Genomic DNA, 23,997 nt, shown 5'->3' with positions numbered 1-23,997 from the left:
CCCCGCGAGCGCGGGCAGGCGACCCCACCCCCGCCCGGCGACAACTCCGTCCACCAACCCACCGAGGTCCGCCATGCCCACCCCCACCCGCAGAACCGTCCCCGCCGGCACCGCGGCCCTCGTCACCCTCCCCACCAAGGCCACCGCGGCCGAAGCCACCGCCGAAGCCTCGCCGAGCCACCGCCGGCGCAATGCCGTGATCGGCGGCGCCGGCTGCTTCACCGGCATCCTCTTCCACCCGGCCACCCCCGGCCTCGCCCACGCCCGCACCGACATCGGCGGCGCCTCCCGCCGGGACGCCCGCGCGGGCGGTCACCGGCGATCCGCGCATCCACGGCCGCGTCCACCTCGCCGCCAACGGGCGCGGCATCCAGTACGGGGAGCCGCTATGAGACCGACCCTCGCCGACGCCGCCCGGGGCCGCATCCTCTTCGGCGGCGACTACAACCCCGAGCAGTGGCCCGAGGAGACCTGGCACGAGGACGTCCGGCTGATGAAGGCCGGGCACGTCAACTCCGTCACGCTCGGCGTCCTCTCCTGGTCCGCCCTCGAACCCGAGCCGGGCGCCCGGGAGTTCGGATGGCCCGACCGGCTCATGGACCTCCAACCGGACACCCTGCCCCGGGACGCCGACGGCCGGACCGAGGGGTGGGGCGGCCGGCAGCACTTCTCGCCCTCCAGCGCCACCTACCGGCGGTACGCCGCCGCCATCACCGAGGACCTGGCCGCCCGCTACGCCGGCCACGGCGACGAGGCAGCCGCCGCCTTCCGCCGCTGGCTGCGCACCCGCTACGACACCTGGGACGGCATCCTGCCCCCGCGCCACGCCCATGATCTGAAGAACCCCGCGCAGGTGGCGGACTTCCGGCGGTTCACCTCCGACATGCTCCTGGAGTGCCTCACCGCCGAGCGGGACATCGTCCGCCGGCACACCCCGCACACCCCTGTGACCAGCAACTTCATGCGGCTCTGGATCGGCCGGGACGCCTGGCGCCGGGCCGGCGAGGAGGACGTCGTCTCCGTCGGCCTCTGTCCCGACCCGCGTGATCCGCTCGGCGGGCAGCGCGGCGCGCTGGTGCACGACCTCACCCGCTCGCGGGCCCATGGCCCGTGGATGCTGATGGAGCAGGCGGCCGGGCCGGTCAACCGGCACGGCGTGAACCACCCCGAGCCACGCGGCCTGAACCGGCTCTGGTCCCTCCAGGCCGTCGCGCGCGGCGCCGACGCCGTCTGCTGCTTCCAGTGGCGCCAGTCCCGCCAGGGCGCCGAGAAGTTCCGCTCCGGGATGGTCAGCCATGCGGGGGAGCAGGGCCGTACCTTCCAGGAGATCCGGCGGATCGGTGCCGAGCCGGCGGCGCTCGGCGCGGAGGTGAAGGGGACCCGGATCGACGCGGACGTCGCGGTCCTGCACGACTGGCACTCCTGGTGGGCCGGCGCCCACGAAGGGCGGCCGTCGCGCGAGGTCGATCTGCCCGAGGTGCTGACCGCCTGGCACCGTGCCCTCTGGGAAGCGCATCTGACCCGCGACTTCGCCCACCCGGAGCAGGACCTGTCCGGCTACCGGTTCGTCGTCGTCCCGCAGCTCTACCTCCTCACCGACGCCGCCGTCGGCGACCTCCTGTCCTGCGTCGCGGGCGGCGGCACGACGGACTGCGGCTTCCTCACCGGCGTCGCCGACGAGGACGACCGGATCAGGCCCGGCGGCATGGACGCCCGGCTGCGCGGGCTGTTCGGCATCCGCACCCTGCACGAGTGGTGGCCGCCGGAGGCGGGGGAGTCCGTGCGGTGCGAGGGCTTTCGCGGGACGCTGTGGTCGGAGGAGATCGAGGCCGAGCCCGGGGTCGCCGAGACCGTGCCGTACCGGGGCGGTGAGCTGCTCGCCTCCGTCGCCGCCGGGGCCGGGGTGCGCCCGGTACCGGCGGGACTGCCGGCCGGGGTCGAGGCGGTGCGCCGGGGCGGGCTGCTCTTCCTGCTCAACCACCGGAAGGAGCCGGTGACCGGCCAAGTGCCCGGCAGCCACCATGAGTTGCTCGGCGGAGGGAAGGTCGCCGGGTCCGTCACCCCCGACCGCTACGGAGTGGCGGTGCTGCGGCCATGAGCCACACACCCGTCCACGGAACGTGGGAGTCCGCCCCGGCGGCTCGCTGGGAGGACGCCTTCCTGAGCGGAAACGGCCGGCACGGCATCCTTGTGTTCGGTGATCCGAACGGCGAACAGGTCGTCGTCACCCAGCACACCCTGGTCCGGCCCAACGGCGGCGAGCAGGCCCGCCCGCCCCTGCTCGCCGACGGACTCGCCGCACTCCAGGACCGGCTGCTCGCCGGAGACCTCACCGCCGCCGAGAGCTTCACCGACGGCCGCCCGCTCCAGTGGGTCCAGCCCTTCCATCCGGCCTTCCGGATACGCGTCAAGAGAGCCGGCGCCAATGGGCCCGGACCCGGATACCGGCGGACCGTCGACTTCACCACCGGCGAAGTCACCTCCGCCTGCGGCGACTTCACCAGCCGGGCCTTCGTCTCCCGCGCCGACGACGTCGTCGTGCAGGAGGTCGTGGCGGGCGACGGCCTCGTCATCCGCCACGACCACCGGCTGCCCGGCGCGCCGGCCGGGCTCCGGGTCGGCCACGGCGCCCTCCTCACGCCCGAGGGCGCCCTGCTGAGCCTGCGCGCCCGCTACCCCGGCGGCGACCGCGCCTACACCGGGGTGACCCTCGTCGTCGGCGCCGGTGCCGAACTCCTCCCGCCGGGCGTCCGCGTCACCGGCGCCCGCTCGGTGCTGCTCCTCACCCGCGTCCTGCGGCACACCGGCGAGGCCGACGTGGCCGCCGAGGCGCGGCGGCTCCAGCACCTGGTGACCGGCGCCGGGCGGCCGTACGAGGAACTCCTCGAACGGCACCTGGAGTTGCACCGCACCGCCTACCGGCGGGTCGGCCTCGACCTCGGCGCCGACCCCGCCGAGCGCGCACTGCCCGGCTCGGAACTGCTGCGGCGCCCGGACAGCACCGCCCTGCTGGAACGGCTCTTCGCCGCCGGCCGCTACCACCTGCTCTCCAGCAGCGGCCTGCTGCCGCCCCGGCTCACCGGCCTGTGGACCGGCGACTGGGACACCGCCTGGTCCGGGGCGTTCACCACCAACGCCAACCTCAACCTCCAGACCGCCTCCGCACCCGCCGCGGCACTCCCCGAAGTGACCGACGCGCTCGCGGAACTGATCTGCGGCCAGCTCGACGACTGGCGCGAGAACGCCCGCGCGATCTTCGGCGCCCGGGGCGTGGTCGCTCCCACCCACACCGACGGCGAGTCGGGGCGGACGTACCACTTCGACCGCGCCTACCCCCACCAGCTGTGGACGGCCGGTGCCGACTGGCTGCTCAAACCGCTGGTCGACCGCGACGAGACGCGGGGCGAACGGGATCCGCGCACGGCCGCCGTCCTCGCCGAGGTCGCCGCCTTCTACGAGGACTTCCTCACCCGCACCGACGCGCACGGCCGGCTCGTCGTCGTGCCCTCCTACTCGCCCGAGAACCGTCCCGCGAATGCGAGCTGGGGCGCGCTCAACGCCGCCATGGACCTGTCCGCCGCCCGGCACGCCCTGCTCACCGCCGCCCGCTACCACCCCGAACAGGCGCCGAAATGGCGGCAGTTGGCGGAGCGACTGCCGCCGCACCGGGTCAACGCCGACGGCGCGCTCGCCGAATGGGCCTGGCCCGGTCTCGACGACACCTACGACCACCGGCACCTCAGCCACCTCTACGGCGTCTGGCCGCTCGACGAGATCAATCCCTACGACACCCCCGACCTGGCCGCCGCCGCCCACCGCGCCCTCGCCCTGCGCGGCGCCGAGAACCACTCGGCACACGGCCATCTGCACCACGCCCTGATCGCGGCCCGGCTGCGGGACGCCGGCCGGGCCGCGCACGCCCTGCGTGAGGTCCTCCGCGGCGACTTCTTCCACGCCTCGCTGATGAGCGCCCACTACCCCCACCGGGACGTCTACAACGCGGACGCCGCGCACACCCTGCCCGGCGTCCTGATCGAGATGCTCGTCCAGTCCACCCCCGACCGGCTGGTCCTGCTGCCCGCCGTCCCCGACAGCTTCCCGGCCGGTGAACTCCGGGGCGTGCGAACCCGGTTCGGCGCCGAACTCGACCTCGTCTGGGCTCCGGGGCGGGCCACGCTCACCCTCCGGCCGAGCCGTACCGCCCGCATCGACCTGCGGACTTCCTCCGGCGCACAGCCGCTCGACCTCGTCGCCGGAGAAGACCGCGTCCTCACCCTGGGGACGTGGTAGCCCCGCGCAACTCCCCCCACCCATGGAAGGGACACCATGGCAACACGCACGCTCGCCAGGGCCGCCACGGCCCTCGTCGCCCCCGCCCTGGCCCTCGGCGCCACCGTCGGCCTCGCCGCCGCGCCCGCCTCCGCCGCCGTCTGGTCCTCCTGCGACCAGTGGGGCAGCACCACGCTGAACGGCTACACCCTCTACAACGACGTCTGGGGCTCCGGCGCCGGCACCCAGTGCATCTGGGCCAACTCCGGCACCAACTGGGGTGTCAACGCCAGCCACCCCGACACCGGCGGCATCAAGTCCTACCCCAACGCCCAGAAGGTGATCGACAAGTCGGTCAGCTCGCTGGCCTCGCTCACCAGCAGCTACAACGTCACCGTCCCGTCGTCCGGCGCGTACGAGACGGCGTACGACATCTGGGACACCGACCACAAGTACGAGATCATGCTCTGGGTCAACAAGACCGGCGCCGTCGGCCCGCTCGGCACCTCGCAGGGCAGCCTCACCCTCGGTGGTTCCACCTGGACCGTCTACAAGGGCGACAACGGCTCCAACGACGTGTTCTCCTTCGTCCGCAGCTCCGACTCCGCCTCCGGGTCCGTGAACATCCTGCCGATCCTGAAGTGGATCAAGGACACCAAGGGCTGGTTCGGTGACGTGACCATCGGAGACCTCCAGTTCGGCTTCGAGATCACCTCCTCGGCCGGCGGGCTGAACTTCGCCGTCAACAGCGAGAGCGTCAGCAGCAGTTGAGCCGCCGACGCGGGAAAGGGGCCGGTCCCGCACGGGACCGGCCCCGGTCTCATCCGGCGATCGGCAGCCGCGCGCCGTCCCGCAGGAACAGCGGGATACGATCCAGCGGCGCGTCCACCGTCACCGCCGTACCGCCCGCGTACGACGTGCCCGTCCAGGCGTCCGTCCAGCTCGCCCCCGCCGGCAGGTACGCCGTACGGGCCCTGGCGCCCGCCGTCAGCACCGGAGCGACGAGGAGGTCGCGCCCGAAGAGGTAGGCGTCGTCCACCGACCAGGCCGCCCGGTCCCCGGGGAACTCCAGGAAGAGCGGGCGCAGCACGGGCAGACCCTGCTCGTGGGTCTCCCGCATGACCTCGAGGATGTACGGCTTCAGGCGCTCGCGCAGACGCAGACAGCGCTCCAGGATCGCGCCCGCCTCCTCGCCGTAGGACCACACCTCGTTGGGACCGCCGGTCATCTCCGGGCCGAGCGGCAGGCCGGGGTCGCGGAAGCCGTGCAGCCGCATCAGCGGGGACAGCGTGCCGAACTGGAACCAGCGGATCATCACCTCGCGGTACGCCGGGTCGTCCGGGTCGCCCCCGTGGAAGCCGCCGATGTCGGTGTTCCACCACGGGATCCCGGACAGCGCGGTGTTGAGCCCGGCCGCGATCTGCCGCCGCAGCGTCGCGAAGTCGGTGCCGATGTCACCGGACCACAGAGCCGCGCCGTAGCGCTGACTGCCCGCCCACACCGAGCGGTTGAGCGAGATCACCTCGTCCTCGCCGAGCCCGGCCGCCAGCAGCCCCTCGTGGAAGGCACGGGCGTTCTCGCGCGGGTACAGATTGCCGACCTCCAGGCCCGGACCCGCCCAGTAGCGCAGGTTCTCGGGGAAGCCGGGCTTCAGTTCGGGCTCGCACGCGTCCAGCCAGAACGCCGTGATGCCGTACGGGACGAGGTAGTTGTCCCGGATCCTCGACCACACGAACGCGCGGGCCTCCGGGTTCGTGGCGTCGTAGAACGCCACCTGGACGGGGGTGGCGACCTCCTTGTCCGGCCAGTCGGCGTGCGCCAGCGGGCCGTACTGCGTGCCGACGAAGTAGCCGCGCTGCTCCATCAGCCGGTGGTTCTCGGAGAGCGGGGACACCGACGGCCACACGGACACGACCAGCTTGATGCCCAGCTCGTCCAGCTCGCGGACCATGGCCGCCGGGTCGGGCCACTCCTTCGGGTCGAACTTCCACTCGCCGAGGTGCGTCCAGTGGAAGAAGTCGCACACGATCGCCGAGATCGGCAGGCCCCGCCGCTTGTACTCCCGTGCCACGGAGAGGAGTTCGTCCTGGGTGCGGTAGCGCAGCTTGCACTGCCAGAAGCCCGCCGCCCAGTCGGGCAGCATGGGCGAACGTCCCGTCACCGCACTGTAGGCGCGCTGACCGTCGGCCGGGGTGCCCGCCGTGATCCAGTAGTCGATCTGCCGGGCCGAGTCCGCGACCCAGCGGGTGCCGTTGCCCGCCAGCTCCACCCGGCCGATCGCCGGGTTGTTCCACAGCAGCGTGTAGCCCCGGCTGGACACCAGCACCGGGACGCTCACCTCGCTGTTGCGCTGGACCAGGTCCAGCACCAGGCCCTTCTGGTCCAGCCGCCCGTGCTGGTGCTGGCCGAGGCCGTACAGCCTCTCGTCCTCATAGGCGGCGAAACGCTGCTCCAGCCGGTGGTGGCCGTTGCCGACCGCCGTGTAGAGGCGCGGGCCGGGCCACCAGAAGTGCGCCCGCTCCTCGGCGAGCAGCTCGCCACCGTCGTCGGTACGCAGGAAGCGGAGCATGCCCTCGGCGCTCACCTCGACGGTCAGCGCGCCGACCGTCACCTTCCCGTCCGCCTCACCGGCCGTGATCGCCGCCCCGGCGGTCGGCGGGGAGTCGAGGAGCGCCCCCGGCAGCCCCTCCAGCACCGGACCGCCGAGCCGGGCGCGGACCCGGACCGCGTCCGGACCCCACGGCTCGATCCGCACCGTCTCCTGACGGCCGCTCCACTCCAGCGCCCCCTCCCGCACCTGGAGACGGCCGACGGTGGGGGCGGACTGGGCGAGGCTGACCTTGGGCTGCGCGAGGGCGGGCTGAGTACCGGCAGGCTGGTTCACGGCGGCTCCTGGGACGAGGAGTGCAGACAGGGACGCAGGCAGGGGTGTGCCCGGGGAGGGCACGGTCGGTGCAGGTCAGGACGTGGCCGACGCCGGTCCCGTGCTCGCCCGCTCGGTCAGCTCGGGCGCGAGCAGCACGACGCCGTCTCCGCCGCGCCCGTCCAGCTTGGCCACCAGGTGCTCCACGGCGCGCCGGCCCATCTCCTGTGCGGGGACGGCGACCGAGGTCAGCCGCACCGATGCCTGCACGGCGACCTGGTCGGGGCAGATCGCGACCACGGAGACGTCCTCGGGCACGGCCCGGCCCTGCTGGCGCAGCAGGGCGAGCAGCGGCTCCACCGCCGACTCGTTCTGCACCACGAACCCGGTCGTGCCCGGACGCTCGTCGTAGATCCGGGCCAGGGTGAGGGCCATCGCGTCGTACCCGCCCTCGCACGGGCGGTGCAGCACCCGTACGCCCGCCTCGCGGGCCCGGGAGCGCAGTCCGTCGAGGGTGCGCTCGGCGAAGCCGGTGTGCCGTTCGTAGACGGCCGGGGCCTCGCCGATGACAGCGATGTCACGGTGACCGAGCCCCGCCAGATGCGCCACGCACAGCGCGCCGGTCGCCGTCCAGTCCAGGTCCACGCAGGTCAGGCCGTCCGTGTTGGCGGGCAGCCCGATCAGCACCGAGGGCTGGTCGGTCCCCCGCAGCAGCGGCAGCCGCTCGTCCTCCAGTTCGACGTCCATCAGGATCATCGCGTCGGCGAGTCCGCTGCGGGTGACCCGGCGCACCGCGTCCGGCCCCTCCTCGCCGGTGAGCAGCAGGACGTCGTAGCCGTGCGTACGGGCCGTGGTGGCCACCGCGATGGCGATCTCCATCATCACCGGCACGTACATGTCGGTGCGCAGCGGGATCATCAGCGCGATGATGTTCGACCGGTTGCTCGCCAGCGCGCGGGCGCCGGCGTTCGGGTGGTAGCCCAGCTCCCGGATGCTCTCCTCGACCCGCTGCCGGGTGGTGGCGGAGATGGACCGCTTGCCGCTGAGGACGTAACTCACCGTGCTCGCCGACACTCCGGCGTGCTGGGCGACCTCGGCGAGGGTGACCATCCGGATCTCCAAGCTGTGTGAAGCGCTTCGACAGTGCGCGTATCCGATAGGGCGAGTGAGGGTGAGATCGACACTAGCCGCAGCCGGGGTGGGGTGTCCAGAGGTCGTCGAAGCGCTTCGACGGCCTCTTCGTGCACCACGTCCTTCGCCCGCCGCATCTATACCACCGGCCCGGACGTGAACCTCGACGACTTCCGGACACCACGGCTTACCTGGTGGATATCGGCTGAACGGACGCGCGAGGGGTGGTGGGGGCGGGCCGTTTCGGGTACGAACGATCCAGTAGCACGGGTCGGTAGCGAACGGTCCGCAATCATCCCTCTTCGCGGCGAGGTGAGCCTCATGTCCGCCCCCACCACCCCCCGTACCAACGTCACCGAGCGCGAGGCGCGTCAGGTGGCGGAGGCCGCCCGGGAACAGGACTGGCGCAAGCCCAGCTTCGCCAAGGAACTGTTCCTCGGGCGTTTCCGGCTCGACCTCATCCATCCGCACCCGCTCCCGGACGACGACTCCGTCCGGCGCGGCGAGGAGTTCCTGACGAAGCTGCGTGCCTTCTGCGAGACGACGGTCGACCCGGCCCGCATCGAGCGCGAGGCCCGCATCCCCGACGAGGTCGTGGCGGGCCTGAAGGAACTCGGCGCCCTCGGCATGAAGATCGACCCCAAGTACGGCGGTCTCGGCCTCACCCAGCTCTACTACAACAAGGCACTCGCCCTGGTCGGCTCCGTGAGCCCCGCCATCGGCGCGCTGCTCTCCGCCCACCAGTCGATCGGCGTACCCCAGCCGCTGAAGATGTTCGGCACCCAGGAGCAGAAGGACGCCTTCCTGCCGCGCTGCGCCCGCACCGACATCTCCGCGTTCCTGCTCACCGAGCCGGACGTGGGCTCCGACCCGGCCCGCCTCGCGACGACGGCCGTACCCGACGGGGACGACGCCTACGTCCTCGACGGGGTGAAACTGTGGACCACCAACGGCGTGGTCGCCGACCTCCTCGTCGTCATGGCGCGGGTGCCGAAGTCCGAGGGGCGCAAGGGCGGCATCACCGCGTTCGTGGTCGAGGCGGCCTCGGAGGGCATCACCGTCGAGAACCGCAACGCCTTCATGGGCCTGCGCGGCATCGAGAACGGCGTCACCCGCTTCCACCGGGTCCGGGTGCCGGCGGCGAACCGCATCGGCCCGGAGGGCGCGGGTCTGAAGATCGCGCTCACCACCCTGAACACCGGCCGGCTCTCCCTGCCCGCGATGTGCGCGGGATCCGGCAAGTGGTGTCTGAAGATCGCCCGCGAGTGGTCGGCGGAGCGCGAGCAGTGGGGCAAGCCGGTCGCGCTGCACGAGGCGGTGGGCTCGAAGATCTCCTTCATCGCGGCCACGACCTTCGCCCTGGAGGCCGTCCTCGACCTGTCCTCGCAGATGGCCGACGAGGACCGCAACGACATCCGCATCGAGGCCGCCCTCGCCAAGCTCTACGGCTCCGAGATGGCCTGGCGGATGGCCGACGAACTGGTCCAGATCCGGGGCGGACGCGGCTACGAGACCGCCGAGTCCCTGAAGGCGCGCGGAGAACGGGCCGTCCCGGCCGAGCAGATGCTGCGCGACCTGCGCATCAACCGCATCTTCGAGGGCTCCACCGAGATCATGCACCTGCTGATCGCCCGCGAGGCCGTCGACGCCCACCTGTCGGTCGCCGGTGACCTCATCGACCCCGACAAATCCCTGACAGACAAGGCGAAGGCGGGCGCGAACGCGGGCGTCTTCTACGCCAGGTGGCTGCCCAAGCTGGTCGCGGGACCCGGACAACTCCCCACGTCCTACGGTGAGTTCAAGCACGGGGTCGACCTGTCCGGGCATCTGCGCTACGTCGAGCGCGCGGCCCGCAAGCTGGCCCGCTCCACCTTCTACGCCATGTCCCGCTGGCAGGGCCGGATGGAGACCAAACAGGGCTTCCTCGGGCGGATCGTGGACATCGGCGCCGAGCTGTTCGCGATGAGCGCGGCCTGCGTACGGGCCGAACGGCTGCGCGTCCAGGGCGAACACGGCCACGAGGCCTACCAGCTCGCCGACGCCTTCTGCCACCAGGCCCGCATCCGGATCGAGGAGCTCTTCGGCCGCCTGTGGACCAACACGGACGGCGTCGACCACACGGTGGTCAAGGCCGTCCTCGCCGGGTCGTACACCTGGCTGGAGGAGGGAATCATCGACCCCTCCGGGGACGGCCCGTGGATCGCGGACGCGACCCCCGGACCGTCGGGACGGGAGAACGAACGCCGTCCGTACGGCGCTTGAGGTCAGTTGCCCCAGGTGCCCTGGTTGACGGCGCAGTTCCAGCCCGAGCCGTGCAGCGTGAACTTCACGCCGTAGGAACGGGTGTTGAGCAGATGCGTGGGGATCCTCATGCCGAGGCTCGCCTTGCCCTTGAGGGTCCCCGCGTAGACCGACACCGACGTCGAGGAGTTGTGGGTGATCCGACCGCCGGTCGCCCTGGCCTTGCCGAAGCGGAGGTTCTTGGTGTCCGTGACGGTGAACGTGACCCGCTTGAAGCTGCTCGCCGTCCTGCTCTTGAGACCGAAGTACAGGCCTCCGTTGGTCACCCAGTGGTTCGAGCCGACGTAGAAGCGGCTCGGGTAGACGATGTCGATCGGGCAGCCGGTGGCCTTCGGCGTCTGCGCGGCGGCGAACGCGCCGCCCGCGAGACCCAGTTGAGCGGCGGCCAGCAGACCGGTCGTGGCCAGCACGGCCGTGGTCGTGCGCATGCGGTTCATGGTGGTGACTCCTCCCCGTTTCGCCCTACTTGACGGGCGCCAACGGGAAGGATGCCATGATCTACGGCCGCACGCGCACGATTTCGCGCTGGACCAGCAGTACTTACGTCACCTTTACTTACGTCAGCAGTACTTGTGGCCCGCACCCGGCTTCGCCCAGGAGCACGAGGAGACCCCGGCGCCGTTCGGCCGGGTGAGCGTGGCGGTGTCCCGGTCGTTGTTCCAGACGTAGGCGCCGCGGCCCTGGTACTTGTCCGTCGCGGTGTCCGTACCCCGGCCCGTGTGGATCTTCATGTACTTCCCGGCGCCGATGCTGACGCCCCTGAAGACGTACCGGTGGTCGGAGGCGTCCTTCAGCACCCACCCCTTCAGCGAGACGGCCGTGCCGCCGGTGTTCCTGATCTGCACCCACTCGGCGTTGAGGCTGCTGTTCGAGCGGGTGTCCCTGCCCGGGCTGTCGTACCAGACCTGGTAGATCCGTACGCCCCCGGCCGCCTGGGCGGGGGTGCTGAGCAGGGTGCCGGTGAGCAGGGCCGCGCCGGCGAGGGCGGGCAGGGCGGCGCGCAGCCGCACGGTACGTATCGACATGTCTGAAGAGTTATCACACGATCTTCACCGGTACTTCACATCGGGAGAATCACTCCATCCGGCAACGAAACCTGCTAACGCACCCGCCCGGGGGACGCCCTGTCCGGAGCACTGCCCGATGCGGCAACAATGGAGAGATGACCGACAGCCCCGCCCATCCGGCACCCCTCGCCGATCCGCACCTCGTCTACGACCCTCTCGCGGGCGACGGCCCCAAGGACGTGGTGATCCTCGGCTCAACCGGATCCGTCGGCACGCAGGCCATCGACCTCGTGCTGCGCCATCCCGACCGCTTCCGCGTCACCGCCCTGTCCGCGAACGGCGGCCGTGTGGCCCTCCTCGCCGAACAGGCCCGCCGCCTGCGGGTGCGCACCGTCGCGGTCGCTCGCGAGGAGGCCGTGGCACCCCTGCGCGAGGCGCTCGCCGCCGCGTACGGAACGGGGGAGCCGCTGCCCGAGATCCTCGCCGGACCGGACGCGGCGACCCACCTCGCCGCCTCCGACTGCCACACGGTCCTGAACGGCATCACCGGCTCCATCGGCCTCGCGCCCACCCTCGCCGCCCTGGAGGCCGGCCGCACCCTCGCCCTCGCCAACAAGGAATCGCTGATCGTCGGCGGCCCCCTGGTCAAGGCGCTCGCCAAGCCCGGCCAGATCATCCCGGTCGACTCCGAGCACGCGGCGCTCTTCCAGGCGCTGGCAGCGGGCACCCGGGCCGACGTCCGCAAGCTGGTGGTGACCGCCTCCGGCGGCCCCTTCCGCGGCCGTGCGAAGGCCGAGCTGGCGCACGTCACCGTCGAGGACGCCCTCGCCCACCCCACCTGGGCGATGGGCCCGGTGATCACGATCAACTCCGCGACCCTCGTCAACAAGGGCCTGGAGGTCATCGAGGCACACCTCCTCTACGACATTCCCTTCGACCGCATTGAGGTGGTCGTGCATCCCCAGTCGTATGTTCACTCGATGGTCGAGTTCACCGACGGATCCACGATCGCCCAGGCGACGCCCCCCGACATGCGCGGGCCCATCGCCGTCGGACTGGGCTGGCCCGAACGCGTTCCCGACGCCGCGCCCGCCTTCGACTGGAGCAAGGCCTCCACCTGGGAGTTCTTCCCGCTGGACAACGAGGCCTTCCCCTCGGTGAACCTCGCCCGGCACGTGGGGCAGCTCGCGGGCACGGCCCCGGCGGTGTTCAATGCCGCCAACGAGGAGTGCGTCGAGGCCTTCCGCAGCGGAGCACTGCCCTTCAACGGGATCATGGAAACCGTCACCCGGGTCGTCGAGGAACACGGCACCCCGGTCACGGGAACCTCACTCACCGTGTCGGACGTCCTCGAAGCGGAGACCTGGGCCCGAGCCCGGGCCCGGGAACTGACAGCCACGACGGCGACCGCGGAGGCGCGTGCATGACGACCTTGATGTTCATCCTCGGCATAGTGGTCTTCGCGGTCGGTCTGCTCGTCTCGATCGCCTGGCACGAGCTGGGGCACCTCTCCACGGCCAAGCTGTTCGGCATCCGCGTGCCGCAGTACATGGTCGGCTTCGGCCCGACCGTCTGGTCCCGGAAGAAGGGCGACACCGAGTACGGCATCAAGGCGGTCCCGCTCGGCGGCTACATCCGCATGATCGGCATGTTCCCGCCCGACGAGGCGGGCCGGGTCTCCGCCCGCTCCACCTCGCCGTGGCGCGGCATGATCGAGGACGCCCGCTCGGCCGCGTTCGAGGAACTCCAGCCGGGCGACGAGACGCGCATGTTCTACACGCGCAGGCCCTGGAAGCGCGTCATCGTCATGTTCGCCGGCCCGTTCATGAACCTGATCCTCGCGGTCGCCCTCTTCTTCACGGTCCTGATGGGCTTCGGCATCCAGCAGCAGACGACGACCGTCGCCTCGGTGTCTCCCTGCGTCATCGCCCAGAGCGAGAACCGCGACAGCTGCAAGAAGTCCGACCCCGCCTCCCCGGCCCAGGCCGCGGGCATGCAGAAGCGCGACAAGATCGTCTCCTTCGACGGCAAGCAGACCAAGGACTGGAACACCCTCTCCGACCTGATCCGCGACAGCGCCGGCAGGACGGTCCCGATCGTCGTCGACCGCGACGGCAGCCAGCTCACGCTCCACGCCAAGATCGCCACCAACCTGGTCGCCCAGAAGGACTCCAGCGGTACGTACGTCCAGGGCAAGTACGTCAAGGCCGGCTTCCTCGGCTTCAGCTCCGCCACCGGCGTGGTCCACCAGAGCTTCGGCGAGTCCGTGACCTGGATGACCGACCGGGTCGGCGACGCCGTCGACTCCCTCGCCGCCCTGCCCGCCAAGATCCCGGCCCTGTGGAACGCCGCCTTCGGCGACGGCCCGCGCGAACCGGACTCCCCGGTCGGCATCGTCGGCGCCGCCCGCATCACCGGCGACATCGCCACTCTGAACATCCCCGCCTCCCAGCAGGTGGCGATGTTCGTGATGCTGCTCGCCGGCTTCAACCTCTCCCTGTTCCTGTTCAACATGCTCCCGCTGCTCCCCCTGGACGGCGGGCACATCGCCGGCGCCCTCTGGGAGGCCCTGCGCCGCAACCTGGCCCGCGTCCTGCGCCGCCCGGACCCCGGCCCGTTCGACGTGGCGAAGCTGATGCCGGTGGCGTATGTGGTGGCGGGGATCTTTGTTTGCTTTACCGTTCTCGTCTTGATTGCGGATGTTGTTAACCCGGTCAAGATCAGTTAAGGATCGGTCGATTTCTGTCGCGATGTTCGCAGGGTGCGCCCTTCACTCGTGTAACTCACACGAGTGAAGGGCGCGAATTTTTCGTACGACGCGGAGGCGGGCTTCGTACGTTCTTGCTGTTCATGGGTGACCCCAGCGGTGCGTCAACACCCTGGGGTCTGGCCAGTCTGGAAGGGACTGACATGCAGCAAGGTACTGCGCCGCGCGCAGATGACAAGGCCAATGACACAGAGATCGTTTCTGTCGCCGCGTACATGCGGGTCTCCACGGCGGAGCGGAAGGGCAAGTACGGAATTCCGGCCCAGGCGCAGGCCATCCGTGCGTTCGTGGGAGAGCGGACGTCATGGCGTCTGGTGGGGGCTCGTGAGGACATGGGTGAGTCAGGCTCGACGGACTCGCGTCCCGGTCTGACGGCACTCCTTGGTGACATCTCCACGGGGCAGGTGAATCTCGTCCTCGTGCATCGCCTCGACCGTCTGGGGCGAACGGAGGCGGCCCTCTGGCGTTGCATCTGGCAGATCGAGGACGCCGGAGCGCGGGTGGGGTGCTGCGCCGAGCCCCTGGGTGAACCTGGTCTCGAATGGTGGCTCACGGTCGACCGGCTCGCACGGGAAGTGGAGGCCGACTATCGGCGAATCGTCAGCCGTACACAGTCCGGTCGGCAATTGAAGGCGGCCGACGGCGGATGGCCGGGCGGTCCGCCTCCCTACGGCTACAGGATCAGCGGGAAGGGCGCCTTCGGCTCGACTCTCGAAGTGGATCCGGGCGAGGCGGAGGTGGTGAGGTTTCTGGCTGACCTCGTGATCGAGGGCGGACGCACTCTCTCGGGACTCGCGGAGGAACTGAACAGCCCCGGAATTCCCACCCGGAACGGCAAGCGCTGGACAGCCGTGAACCTTCACAGACGCTTGCAGAGCGCGGCGTTTGCCGGAGAAGCGGTCTTTCGGCGTCCTGATCGGCAACGGGGCGGCCATTGCACCAGGCTCGGCGGAGATGGACATCCCTTGCACGGTGAGACCGTGGTGATCCCGCTCCCGTCGATTCTCCCGGTACAGCGGATCCGTGCCTTTCAGGAGGCAATGGCAGCGCTGACCCGGCAGCGCAGGAACCCCATCCAGGCGTACCCGCTCACCGGGCGAATCCGCGGGCAGTGTGGGCGTCCCTACATCGGGGGTTTCCGCAGCAAGACCAGATCCGTACATATAGATGCTCAGGATGGGAAGCAGCCGACCCCTGCGGCTGCGTCTTTCTTCCCGCTGATCGCGTGGAGGAACAGGTGGCACGGCACGTGAATGGCTTGCTCGCTTCGATGCCGGTGCACCGCAGGCCGATGCTGTCGGCTTCTTCGCAGGCGCAGACGCAGCTGATGCGGCATCTTGAACGGGTGGCCTCGCTGGAGCGGATCGTTGCGCAGTGCGCCGATGAACTTGGTGATCTGAGGCACGAGGCTTAGTACAACCGTGTCATCGCCGCTGCAATGCGCCAGCTCGAAGCGGAGCAGAGGGTCTTCGACCGGATCCTGGCCCACGCGCGGGACTGGCTGAGTGAGCTGGAGAACCTGCGCGACAGGGATGCCCGGCGCAGGGCTGTTCTGGAGGGGGTCGCTCCGGACATTCGGTCGCTCTCGCCCTCTGGGCAGCGCCGACTGATGGAGTTGGTCGGCGTGCGCGTGGACATCGCGGACCCGGAGTTCCGGTACCGGGAGGGAACGAAGTGCTTGACTATCCGGTGGCATGAGCGCACGGGGACACCGGTTCCTCCCGATCCCACGGACAGCCAGTGGGCCCGTATCGAGGATCTGCTCCGCTCCAGGTACCGGCCGCATCACTTTCGGTCACCATTGGATCCGCGAGCAGCCCTCACGGGGATGCTGCACCGCCTGCGCACCGGAATCCTCTGGCGCGACCTTCCAGACCGGTTCGGTGCCCCTGAGAAGGTCCGCTTCAGGCAGCGCACGTGGTTGGCGGACGGCGTGTGGCCGGAGATCGTGAAGCTCCTCGACGAGGAGGGGGTGGGCACGCCGGTATTGAGCTATGCGGCGGGGCCGGAGTTGGCCATCCGTACGGCGCTCGACGCTGAAGCTCACCTGAACACGCAGGACGGCCCGGACGCGGTTAACCCGGTGAAAATCTCCTAGCCATACGACGTTGGCGGCGGCCCGGAGGATGATCTTCCGGGCCGCCACCCATCGGGTGGGTTTGCCGGACGGGATGTGCTCCCGCCCGGGCCGGTGTCGTAATCTCGAAGCCTGGAGCCCGCCGTTACGGGACCGGATCCTGATCCACGACTTGGGGTTGCACAGCAGATGACTGCGATTTCTCTCGGCATGCCGTCCGTACCGACCAAGCTCGCCGAGCGCCGGAAGAGCCGGCAGATCCAGGTCGGAAGCGTGGCCGTCGGCGGAGACGCACCCGTCTCGGTCCAGTCGATGACCACGACCCGTACGTCCGACATCGGCGCCACCCTCCAGCAGATCGCCGAGCTGACCGCGTCCGGCTGCCAGATCGTCCGTGTGGCCTGCCCCACCCAGGACGACGCCGACGCCCTCGCCACGATCGCCAGGAAGTCCCAGATCCCGGTGATCGCGGACATCCACTTCCAGCCGAAGTACGTCTTCGCCGCCATCGAGGCCGGCTGCGCCGCGGTCCGCGTCAACCCCGGCAACATCAAGCAGTTCGACGACAAGGTCAAGGAGATCGCCCAGGTCGCCAAGGACCACGGCACCCCGATCCGCATCGGCGTCAACGCCGGCTCCCTGGACAGGCGCCTGCTCCAGAAGTACGGCAAGGCGACCCCCGAGGCCCTGGTCGAGTCGGCCCTGTGGGAGGCGTCCCTCTTCGAGGAGCACGACTTCCGCGACATCAAGATCTCGGTGAAGCACAACGACCCGGTCGTCATGATCGAGGCGTACAAGCAGCTCGCCGCCCAGTGCGACTACCCCCTCCACCTCGGCGTCACCGAGGCGGGCCCGGCCTTCCAGGGCACGATCAAGTCGGCCGTCGCCTTCGGCGCGCTCCTCTCCCAGGGCATCGGCGACACGATCCGCGTCTCCCTGTCCGCGCCTCCGGTGGAGGAGGTCAAGGTCGGCACCCAGATCCTGGAGTCCCTGAACCTCCGCCAGCGCGGCCTGGAGATCGTCTCCTGCCCGTCCTGCGGCCGCGCCCAGGTCGACGTCTACAAGCTCGCCGAAGAGGTCACGGCCGGTCTGACCGGCATGGAGGTCCCGCTGCGGGTCGCGGTCATGGGTTGTGTGGTGAACGGTCCCGGCGAGGCCCGCGAGGCCGACCTCGGCGTCGCCTCCGGCAACGGCAAGGGCCAGATCTTCGTCAAGGGCGAGGTCATCAAGACCGTCCCCGAGTCCAAGATCGTCGAGACCCTCATCGAGGAGGCCATGAAGCTGGCCGAGAAGATGCAGGACGCGGGCGTGGAGTCGGGCGAGCCGTCGGTGTCCGTCGCGGGCTGACCCGCCGATCTCCGTGAGTCCCGTCACCGCTCGGTGGCGGGACTCAGCCATACCTCCGCCCAGACGGACTTGCCGGGCTGCCGGGGCGTAACCCCCCACTTGTCCGCGAGCGCCTCGACCAGGAGCAGACCCCGGCCTCCCTCGCCCTGCGGGGCCCGCAGCTCGGGCAGGCGCTCGGTACGGGTGTCGGAGACCTCCAGCCGCAGGGTGGTACCCGCTCCGGTGAGCCTCAGGTGGAAGTCCCGCCCCGGTACGTGCCCGTGCCGGACCGCATTCGCTACGAGTTCGGCTGCGATCAGCGTGAGGGTTTCGTTCGCGGGCCCGGCGTAGGGGTGCCCCCACTCGTCCAGCCGGTGCGAGACGAGCCGCCGGGCGAGGCGTGCGCCGCGAGGGGTGGAGGTGAAGCGCATCGCGAATTCGCGGGCGAATTCGTGGGTGGAGATTTCTGACTTCATACCGTTTACGCTCCCGCACGCTCAGTAACGTTGAACAGCGGCTGCACCTTGACCAACAGGGGTTGTACGAGGACGGGGTGCCGTTGTCGGCGTGCGCGCCGTGACGGACGGTGGCGCGAGGGCATTGGGGGTTACGTGAGCGAGGAAGTGCAGGAATCGGAGGGTGAGTCCGAGCCGGGCTCGGGCATGCCGGTCGCCTTCGGGCGGTTGCTGAAGAGGTTCAGAACGCAGGCCGGGATGGAACGCGCCCAACTGGGCTCCCTCACCGGCTACTCGGCGGCGACCATCGCGTCGTTCGAGCAGGGCAGGCGTATCCCGTCGCCGAAGTTCATCGTGAGAGCCGACGAGTTGCTGAACGCTCGCGGGGCGCTGACCGATTTCCTTGAGGACATGGAGAAGGCGCAGTACCCGACGTTCTTCCGGGATGCGGCGAAGTTGGAGAGGGAGGCGGTCGGGTGGCACGTGTACGACGCGCTCGTGATCAACGGCCTGTTGCAGACAGAGGACTACGCACGAGCCGTGTTCACCATGCGGCGTCCCATGCTGGACGAGGGGACGATCGAACAGCGGGTTGCTGCGAGGCTTGCCCGGCAAGAGATCTTCGGGCGGAAGCCCGCGCCCTCCATCAGCTTCGTGATGGAGGAATCCCTCCTGCGTAAGCGGCTGGGTGGACAGAGAGTCATGCGTGGCCAGTTGGAGCAGATCCTGCTCGCCGGGCAACGGCGTAATGTGGAGATCCAGGTCATGCCTAATGACCGCGAGGAGCACGCGGCGCTCTCCGGCACCTTCACCTTGATCAACACGGCGAAAGGGCGCAGGATCGCCTACGTGGACGCGCACAAGGGCAGTCGCCTCTACTCCGATGGTCAGACGGTGACGGAGATGGAGGAGCGATACGGCATCCTCCGCGCCCAGGCCCTGACACCACGCGAATCACTGGCCTTTGTAGAGAAGTTGCTGGGAGAGACATGAACGTTGACGAGCCGACCGAGCTGGTGTGGTTCAAGAGCAGCTACAGCAGCGGCGAGGGCGGCGAATGCGTCGAGGTCGCCCTCGCCTGGCGGAAGTCCAGCTACAGCGACGGTGAAGGTGGCCAGTGCGTCGAGATCGCCACCACTGCCACCAGCATCCATATCCGTGACTCCAAGCAGAACCCCACCACCGCCCCCACCCTCATAGTGCCGCCAGCCGCCTGGCAGGCGTTCCTCGGGCTTGCGCAATCCTGAACGTGGCTCTACCGCCCCTTGGTGCCGCTCTCGATTGCGAACGCGTCTTGCGAACTAGGGTCTCCGGACCGACGAGTTGGCTGACGGGGAGAGGCGCGGCACCATGGGTGACCAGGGCGGCGGCGACGGCAAGATTCTCGACATCAAGATCGAGGATCTGAAGAAGACCGCTCCGCATTTCCACACGCACAGCACCGATCTCACCAAGGCGCTGACCAAGCTCAAGACGTCGCTCGCGGCGGCCGGTTCGCCCTGGGGTGACGACAAGCAGGGCAAGGAGTTCCACAAGGTCTACGGCCCGCTGGTGACGAGGATCGAGCACGCCGCGGACGTCCTCGCCCAGGGCCTTGCCAGCATCGAAGAAGCGATGACCGACATGGCGGACGGCCACATCGACAACGAACAACTGGTCCGCTCGATGTTCGGCCGGATCCATCCGAAGCCGGGCGGTCAGGGCGGGGGCCAGCCGAAGTGAGTGCGGCTGACAAGGCGAAGCAGATCGTCCAGGACATGACCGGCATGTGGTGGCCGGCGGCGGACGAGGACCAGTTGCGGGCGGCGGCCAAGGCGTGGCGGGCGTTCGCCGACGACGTCGAGACAGTCATGACCGCGGCGAACAAGACGGCCCGCGGCATCATCGAGGACAACAAGGGCGAGGCGATCTCCGCCTTCGACGACCCCTGCTGGCGCCGGTACTACGACAACGGTCATGGCTGGCTGAAGGACATGGCCGACGGCGCCCGGGACATGGCCAAGGCGCTGGACAAGTACGCCGACGCTGTCCATGGCGCGGTCGTCAAGCTGGAGCACGAGCTGGAGATCGTCGGGGCGACGATCATCGCGGGCACGGCGCTGGCCATCTTCACGGCCGGTATCTCCGAGGGCGCGGCGGCCGCGGCCACCGCGGGCGTCGTGGAACTCGCCGGGACCCTGGGCGTCGAGGTCTCCACCGAGATCGCCACGATCGCGGTGACAGGCGAGGACCACACCCGCCGCTACGTCATCGACGATGCCGGCCAAGTGATCACGGAAATCGACCCGTTGGGCGCGGCAACCCACTTCACCCGCGACCGCTACAACCGCCTGCTGTCCACGACGGACCCGCTGGGCCACACGACGTCGTTCCGCTACGACGACCAAGGCAACCTGACCGGCATTGCCCGGCCCGACGGCCGCGAGACCCGCGCCGAGTACGACGGCCACGGCCTGCCGACACGGATCATCGGAACCGACGGCAACTCCCTACGCCGCACCTACGACGCCCGCGGCAACCGCACATCGGTGACGGACCCGATGGCCGGGACGACCTGCTTCACCTACACGCAGGCCGGCCACCTGGCGTCGGTGACGGACGCCCTGGGGCACACGACGACGGTGGTCTGCGACCGCGCGGGCCTCCCCATCGAAGTGACCGACCCACTCGGTGCGACCACCCGCTACACCAGGGACGCTTTCGGCCGCCCGATCGCCATCACCGATCCCATCGGGTCGACCACTCACCTGGAATGGACGGTGGAAGGTCAGTTGGCGCGTCGTACGGGCCCTGACGGGACGACGGAATCGTGGACGTACGACGGCGAGGGAAACTGCACGAGCCACACGGACCCCCTCGGCGGCATCTCCCGTTTCGAATACACCCACTTCGACCTGCTGTCCGCCCGCACGGGCCCGGACGGCTTCCGCTACGAGTTCGTCCACGACACGGAACTACGCCTGACGAAGGTCACGAACCCGCAGGGCCTCACGTGGGAGTACGCCTATGATCCGGTCGGCCGCCTGGTGACGGAGACGGACTTCGACGACCGCACGTTGACGTACGAGTACGACGCGGCGGCCCGCCTGGTCTCACGCCGGAAGGCCCTCGACGAGGCCGTCTCCTTCGAACGTGACGTGCTGGGGCGGATTACCACCAAGAACGCAGTTGGCGCCATCACCACGTACGCCTACGACTTCACCGACCAACTCGCCGAGGCCGCCGGTCCGGACGGCAGCACTCTCGAACTGCTCCGCGACCGCTACGGCCGCCTCAGGTCGGAGACGCTGAACGGCCGCACGATGACGTACGAACACGACATCCTGGGGCGCCGAATCGGCCGCACCACTCCCACCGGAGCCCACAGCGCTTGGACGTACGATGCCGCGGGCAACCGTGCCCAGTTGACCGCCAACGGCCGTACGATTGACTTCGCCTACGACGGAACAGGCCGCGAACTGTCTCGCCACATCGGCGAAACGATCGCCTTGAAGCACACCTTCGACCCGCTGGGCCGCCTGACCAGCCAGTCAGTGACAGGCGTGGAGGGCCGCGCGCTGCAAAGCAGGGCGTACACCTACCGCGCAGACGGCAACCTGACCGCCATGGACGACCACCTCTCCGGCTCCCGTCGCTTCGACCTGGATGCAACCGGCCGGGTGACAGCGGTCCACGCGGCAGGCTGGACGGAGCGGTACGCATACGACGACGCAGGCAACCAAACCGATGCGAAATGGCCGACGAACCACCCTGGCCAGCAGGCAATCGGCCCCCGCAGCTACACGGGCACCCGTATCACCCGAGCTGGCAACGTGCGCTACGAACACGACGCCTTGGGCCGCACCACCCTCCGCCAGAAAACCCGCCTGTCCCGGAGGCCGGACACCTGGCGCTACACGTGGGACAGCGAGGACCGCCTGGCGTCGGTGATCACTCCGGACGGCACCTGCTGGCGCTATGCCTATGACGCTCTGGGGTGCCGTACAGCAAAACTCCGCATCGCGGGGGACAGTGAAACAGTGCTGGAAAGGGTGGACTTCACCTGGGATGGCACAACTCTCTGCGAGCAGACGACCACGTCTCCCGACCTGCCCGGCCTGGTCACCCTCACCTGGGACCACCAGGGCCTGTGCCCGCTGTCGCAGACGGAACGCATCACAGCGGCCGAGGCCCCGCAGAAGGAAATCGACTCCCGTTTCTTCGCCATCGTCACGGACCTGGCCGGAACCCCGAACGAACTCGTGGACGAACAGGGCGACATCGCCTGGCGAACCCGCAGCACGCTGTGGGGCACAACGGCGTGGGCAGCCGACAGTACGGCCTACACACCCCTGCGCTTCCCAGGCCAGTACTACGACCCGGAAACCGGTCTCCACTACAACTACTTCCGCACCTACGACCCGGAAACGGCCCGTTACCTCACCCCCGATCCGCTGGGGCTCACTCCCGCCCCGAACCCCGTCTCTTACGTCCACAACCCTCATACGTGGGCCGACCCACTCGGGCTGACGCCTTGCGAGGAGATCCTCTCTGAGGGCTGTACGCCGTCGCCGGCGCTGGAGAAGGATCCATACCATCCGGATATGGTGGGGAAGCGGAGTGAGGGCAACAAGGAACTCTATGCCGCGACTCCGGCAGACAGGGCCGCCGAACTCGGGTACAACAGGAGAATTTCACCGCAGAAGGCGCCCTTTGATTCCCATGGGCAAGACGTATTCTTCAACGGAAAGAACTACATCACGCCGGACGTCGACGGACACAATGTCTCTGACGGATGGAAGATGTTCAACAAGAAAGGGCAGAGGGTTGGCATCTACGACCCGGACCTCAACTACCTCAAGAAGTGACGGCTTCTCCATTCGGGTTGTCTCCGCTCCCTCATCCACCGAAGCCGCAGCAGGCGCCGGAGCGGTAGGCCGCATCACGGTGCGGGACTTCGGAGAGAATTTTCCGATGGATCTGAGCTACTGGGACGTAGCCCGGTATCAGGCCAGCTGGGTTCGGGCGCTGCAGGTACTCGAAGGTGCGGATGATGCGGTATCGTGCCTCATCTCGTCCATCACGGACCCGGCGAACAGCAACTTCATTTTCTGTTGGCCTCTGTATCGGTCCGGGAGCGTCGTCCACGTTCAGAACTCGATTATTTTCCTCGAAGAGATCGCGAATGAATTCACCGCGGAAGAGCCCTGGCGTTTCGTGGAACCGCGAACGACGGTCGACGAAGACGGGCACGAGATCTCCGAGTGGCAGACGACCATCGATGAGGTCAGGGAGTTCCTTCGTGTGTGCTCGCGCACGAGTGATTCTCACGACTAAAGTACCCCTCGCCGTTTTCTGGACCAGCGCTACGACCCGGAAAGGGCACGAATACCCCGAGCCGGAAGGCTGAGTCGGCATGTCCTGGACTTCCCTGCTACGTAATCCGGAGGGCATAACTTCCGTTTACCAGGGCAACCCACCGGACCTCGTCGGCGTTCAGCTGCACGAGGTGGTACTCCGTACGGACGGGCAGACCTTGACGCTGCGGCTGGATCTCGCCCGTTACCCGGAACAGCCTCCGCGTAAGTGGGCGGTGCAGCGTTTCAACACCACGCAGGTCGAGATTTCATTCAGTGGCATCAAGGAGATCGCGCTCGAAGGCTTCGGGACTGATATCAGAGCGGATGTCTCACTGACCTCCGAGAACGGCGTCACCCTTGACGTGACGTCATCCGAGGCTCGTATTCGGGCCGTCGCTGACACAGTCTTCATCTCAAAGCTGACCGCATACGCCAATGAAGTCTGAATCCGAGGTTCCGCGG

General features: G+C 69.2%; 20 protein-coding genes and 1 pseudogene. 16 read left to right on the top strand and 5 right to left on the bottom strand.

The window, feature by feature from the left end; all coding sequences use genetic code 11:
- The first annotated feature begins 73 nt into the window (after positions 1-73).
- The 3 genes from BIV25_RS30515 to BIV25_RS30505 are packed head-to-tail and all read left to right on the top strand — an operon-like array spanning position 74 to position 5,040.
- Positions 74-2,098, top strand: a complete 2,025-nt coding sequence (locus BIV25_RS30515) for a beta-galactosidase (RefSeq protein WP_256256270.1) — start codon at positions 74-76, stop codon at positions 2,096-2,098.
- Positions 2,095-4,290 carry a glycoside hydrolase N-terminal domain-containing protein gene (locus tag BIV25_RS30510; protein ID WP_071375685.1) on the top strand — a complete coding sequence of 732 codons (2,196 nt, stop codon included), beginning with the start codon at positions 2,095-2,097 and terminating at the stop codon, positions 4,288-4,290. The genes BIV25_RS30515 and BIV25_RS30510 overlap by 4 nt, the downstream gene beginning before the upstream one ends.
- Before the next feature lie 36 nt (positions 4,291-4,326).
- Positions 4,327-5,040, top strand: coding sequence for a hypothetical protein (locus BIV25_RS30505; protein ID WP_071375684.1), 714 nt, complete (start codon positions 4,327-4,329; stop codon positions 5,038-5,040).
- 49 nt (positions 5,041-5,089) lie between these two features.
- Here the strand turns inward: BIV25_RS30505 and BIV25_RS30500 are convergent, their stop codons facing one another.
- Complete coding sequence (locus BIV25_RS30500) at positions 5,090-7,153, bottom strand: TIM-barrel domain-containing protein (protein ID WP_071375683.1); 2,064 nt, start codon at positions 7,151-7,153, stop codon at positions 5,090-5,092.
- Between the two features lie 75 nt (positions 7,154-7,228).
- Entirely contained in the window at positions 7,229-8,242 is a 1,014-nt protein-coding gene (locus BIV25_RS30495) for a LacI family DNA-binding transcriptional regulator (RefSeq protein WP_071375682.1), read from the bottom strand.
- A gap of 342 nt (positions 8,243-8,584) precedes the next feature.
- Between BIV25_RS30495 and BIV25_RS30490 the strand changes: the two genes are divergently transcribed.
- Entirely contained in the window at positions 8,585-10,525 is a 1,941-nt protein-coding gene (locus tag BIV25_RS30490; protein WP_071375681.1) for an acyl-CoA dehydrogenase family protein, read from the top strand.
- 2 nt (positions 10,526-10,527) lie between these two features.
- On the opposite strand, the gene BIV25_RS30485 is transcribed toward BIV25_RS30490, so the two are convergent.
- Both BIV25_RS30485 and BIV25_RS30480 read right to left on the bottom strand, forming a co-directional pair.
- The gene (locus BIV25_RS30485; protein WP_256256268.1) at positions 10,528-10,992 is read right to left on the bottom strand and encodes a hypothetical protein; all 465 of its coding nucleotides are present in this window, start codon (positions 10,990-10,992) and stop codon (positions 10,528-10,530) included.
- Between the two features lie 132 nt (positions 10,993-11,124).
- Positions 11,125-11,589, bottom strand: a complete 465-nt coding sequence (locus tag BIV25_RS30480) for a lamin tail domain-containing protein (RefSeq protein ID WP_177235473.1) — start codon at positions 11,587-11,589, stop codon at positions 11,125-11,127.
- Positions 11,590-11,726: 137 nt separating this feature from the next.
- Here BIV25_RS30480 and dxr point away from each other — a divergent pair, with 137 nt between their 5' ends.
- The 6 genes from dxr to ispG all read left to right on the top strand — a co-directional run bounded on the left by dxr (position 11,727) and on the right by ispG (position 17,762).
- Positions 11,727-12,998 carry a 1-deoxy-D-xylulose-5-phosphate reductoisomerase gene (gene dxr, locus BIV25_RS30475; RefSeq protein WP_071375679.1) on the top strand — a complete coding sequence of 424 codons (1,272 nt, stop codon included), beginning with the start codon at positions 11,727-11,729 and terminating at the stop codon, positions 12,996-12,998.
- Complete coding sequence (locus BIV25_RS30470; protein ID WP_071375678.1) at positions 12,995-14,299, top strand: RIP metalloprotease; 1,305 nt, start codon at positions 12,995-12,997, stop codon at positions 14,297-14,299. The genes dxr and BIV25_RS30470 overlap by 4 nt, the downstream gene beginning before the upstream one ends.
- A 182-nt stretch (positions 14,300-14,481) precedes the next feature.
- Positions 14,482-15,591: a recombinase family protein gene (locus BIV25_RS30465; RefSeq protein WP_071375677.1), complete on the top strand. Its 1,110-nt coding sequence runs from the start codon at positions 14,482-14,484 to the stop codon at positions 15,589-15,591.
- Complete coding sequence (locus tag BIV25_RS50505) at positions 15,576-15,752, top strand: hypothetical protein (protein WP_177235472.1); 177 nt, start codon at positions 15,576-15,578, stop codon at positions 15,750-15,752. The genes BIV25_RS30465 and BIV25_RS50505 overlap by 16 nt, the downstream gene beginning before the upstream one ends.
- A 24-nt stretch (positions 15,753-15,776) precedes the next feature.
- Positions 15,777-16,436: a transposase gene (locus BIV25_RS30460; protein ID WP_071375676.1), complete on the top strand. Its 660-nt coding sequence runs from the start codon at positions 15,777-15,779 to the stop codon at positions 16,434-16,436.
- Between the two features lie 168 nt (positions 16,437-16,604).
- Positions 16,605-17,762 (top strand): flavodoxin-dependent (E)-4-hydroxy-3-methylbut-2-enyl-diphosphate synthase, encoded by a 1,158-nt coding sequence (ispG, locus tag BIV25_RS30455; protein ID WP_071375675.1) that lies wholly within the window; start codon positions 16,605-16,607, stop codon positions 17,760-17,762.
- A gap of 23 nt (positions 17,763-17,785) precedes the next feature.
- On the opposite strand, the gene BIV25_RS30450 is transcribed toward ispG, so the two are convergent.
- On the bottom strand, positions 17,786-18,217 hold the full coding sequence (locus BIV25_RS30450) for an ATP-binding protein (RefSeq protein ID WP_256256265.1): 432 nt from the start codon (positions 18,215-18,217) through the stop codon (positions 17,786-17,788).
- Between the two features lie 135 nt (positions 18,218-18,352).
- Here BIV25_RS30450 and BIV25_RS30445 point away from each other — a divergent pair, with 135 nt between their 5' ends.
- From BIV25_RS30445 to BIV25_RS30420, 6 genes and pseudogenes are all read left to right on the top strand, one after another.
- Positions 18,353-19,189, top strand: coding sequence for a helix-turn-helix transcriptional regulator (locus tag BIV25_RS30445; protein ID WP_071375674.1), 837 nt, complete (start codon positions 18,353-18,355; stop codon positions 19,187-19,189).
- Positions 19,186-19,443 (top strand): DUF397 domain-containing protein, encoded by a 258-nt coding sequence (locus BIV25_RS30440; protein WP_071375673.1) that lies wholly within the window; start codon positions 19,186-19,188, stop codon positions 19,441-19,443. Before BIV25_RS30445 ends, BIV25_RS30440 begins: the two co-directional genes overlap by 4 nt.
- Positions 19,444-19,546: 103 nt before the next feature.
- A complete protein-coding gene (locus BIV25_RS30435; RefSeq protein WP_071375672.1) occupies positions 19,547-19,918 on the top strand; it encodes a WXG100 family type VII secretion target in 372 nt (123 codons plus the stop codon).
- Positions 19,919-20,403: 485 nt separating this feature from the next.
- Positions 20,404-23,043 (top strand): annotated as a pseudogene (locus tag BIV25_RS30430) (RHS repeat-associated core domain-containing protein); the annotation flags it as partial.
- A gap of 106 nt (positions 23,044-23,149) precedes the next feature.
- Entirely contained in the window at positions 23,150-23,512 is a 363-nt protein-coding gene (locus BIV25_RS30425; RefSeq protein ID WP_071375671.1) for a hypothetical protein, read from the top strand.
- Positions 23,513-23,591: 79 nt separating this feature from the next.
- Positions 23,592-23,981 (top strand): Imm50 family immunity protein, encoded by a 390-nt coding sequence (locus BIV25_RS30420; protein ID WP_071375670.1) that lies wholly within the window; start codon positions 23,592-23,594, stop codon positions 23,979-23,981.
- Positions 23,982-23,997 lie beyond the last annotated feature (16 nt).

Source organism: Streptomyces sp. MUSC 14 (assembly GCF_001866675.1).
In the GTDB taxonomy this organism is placed as follows: Bacteria; Actinomycetota; Actinomycetes; order Streptomycetales; family Streptomycetaceae; genus Streptomyces.
This window is presented reverse-complemented; position numbering and strand designations above follow the sequence as displayed.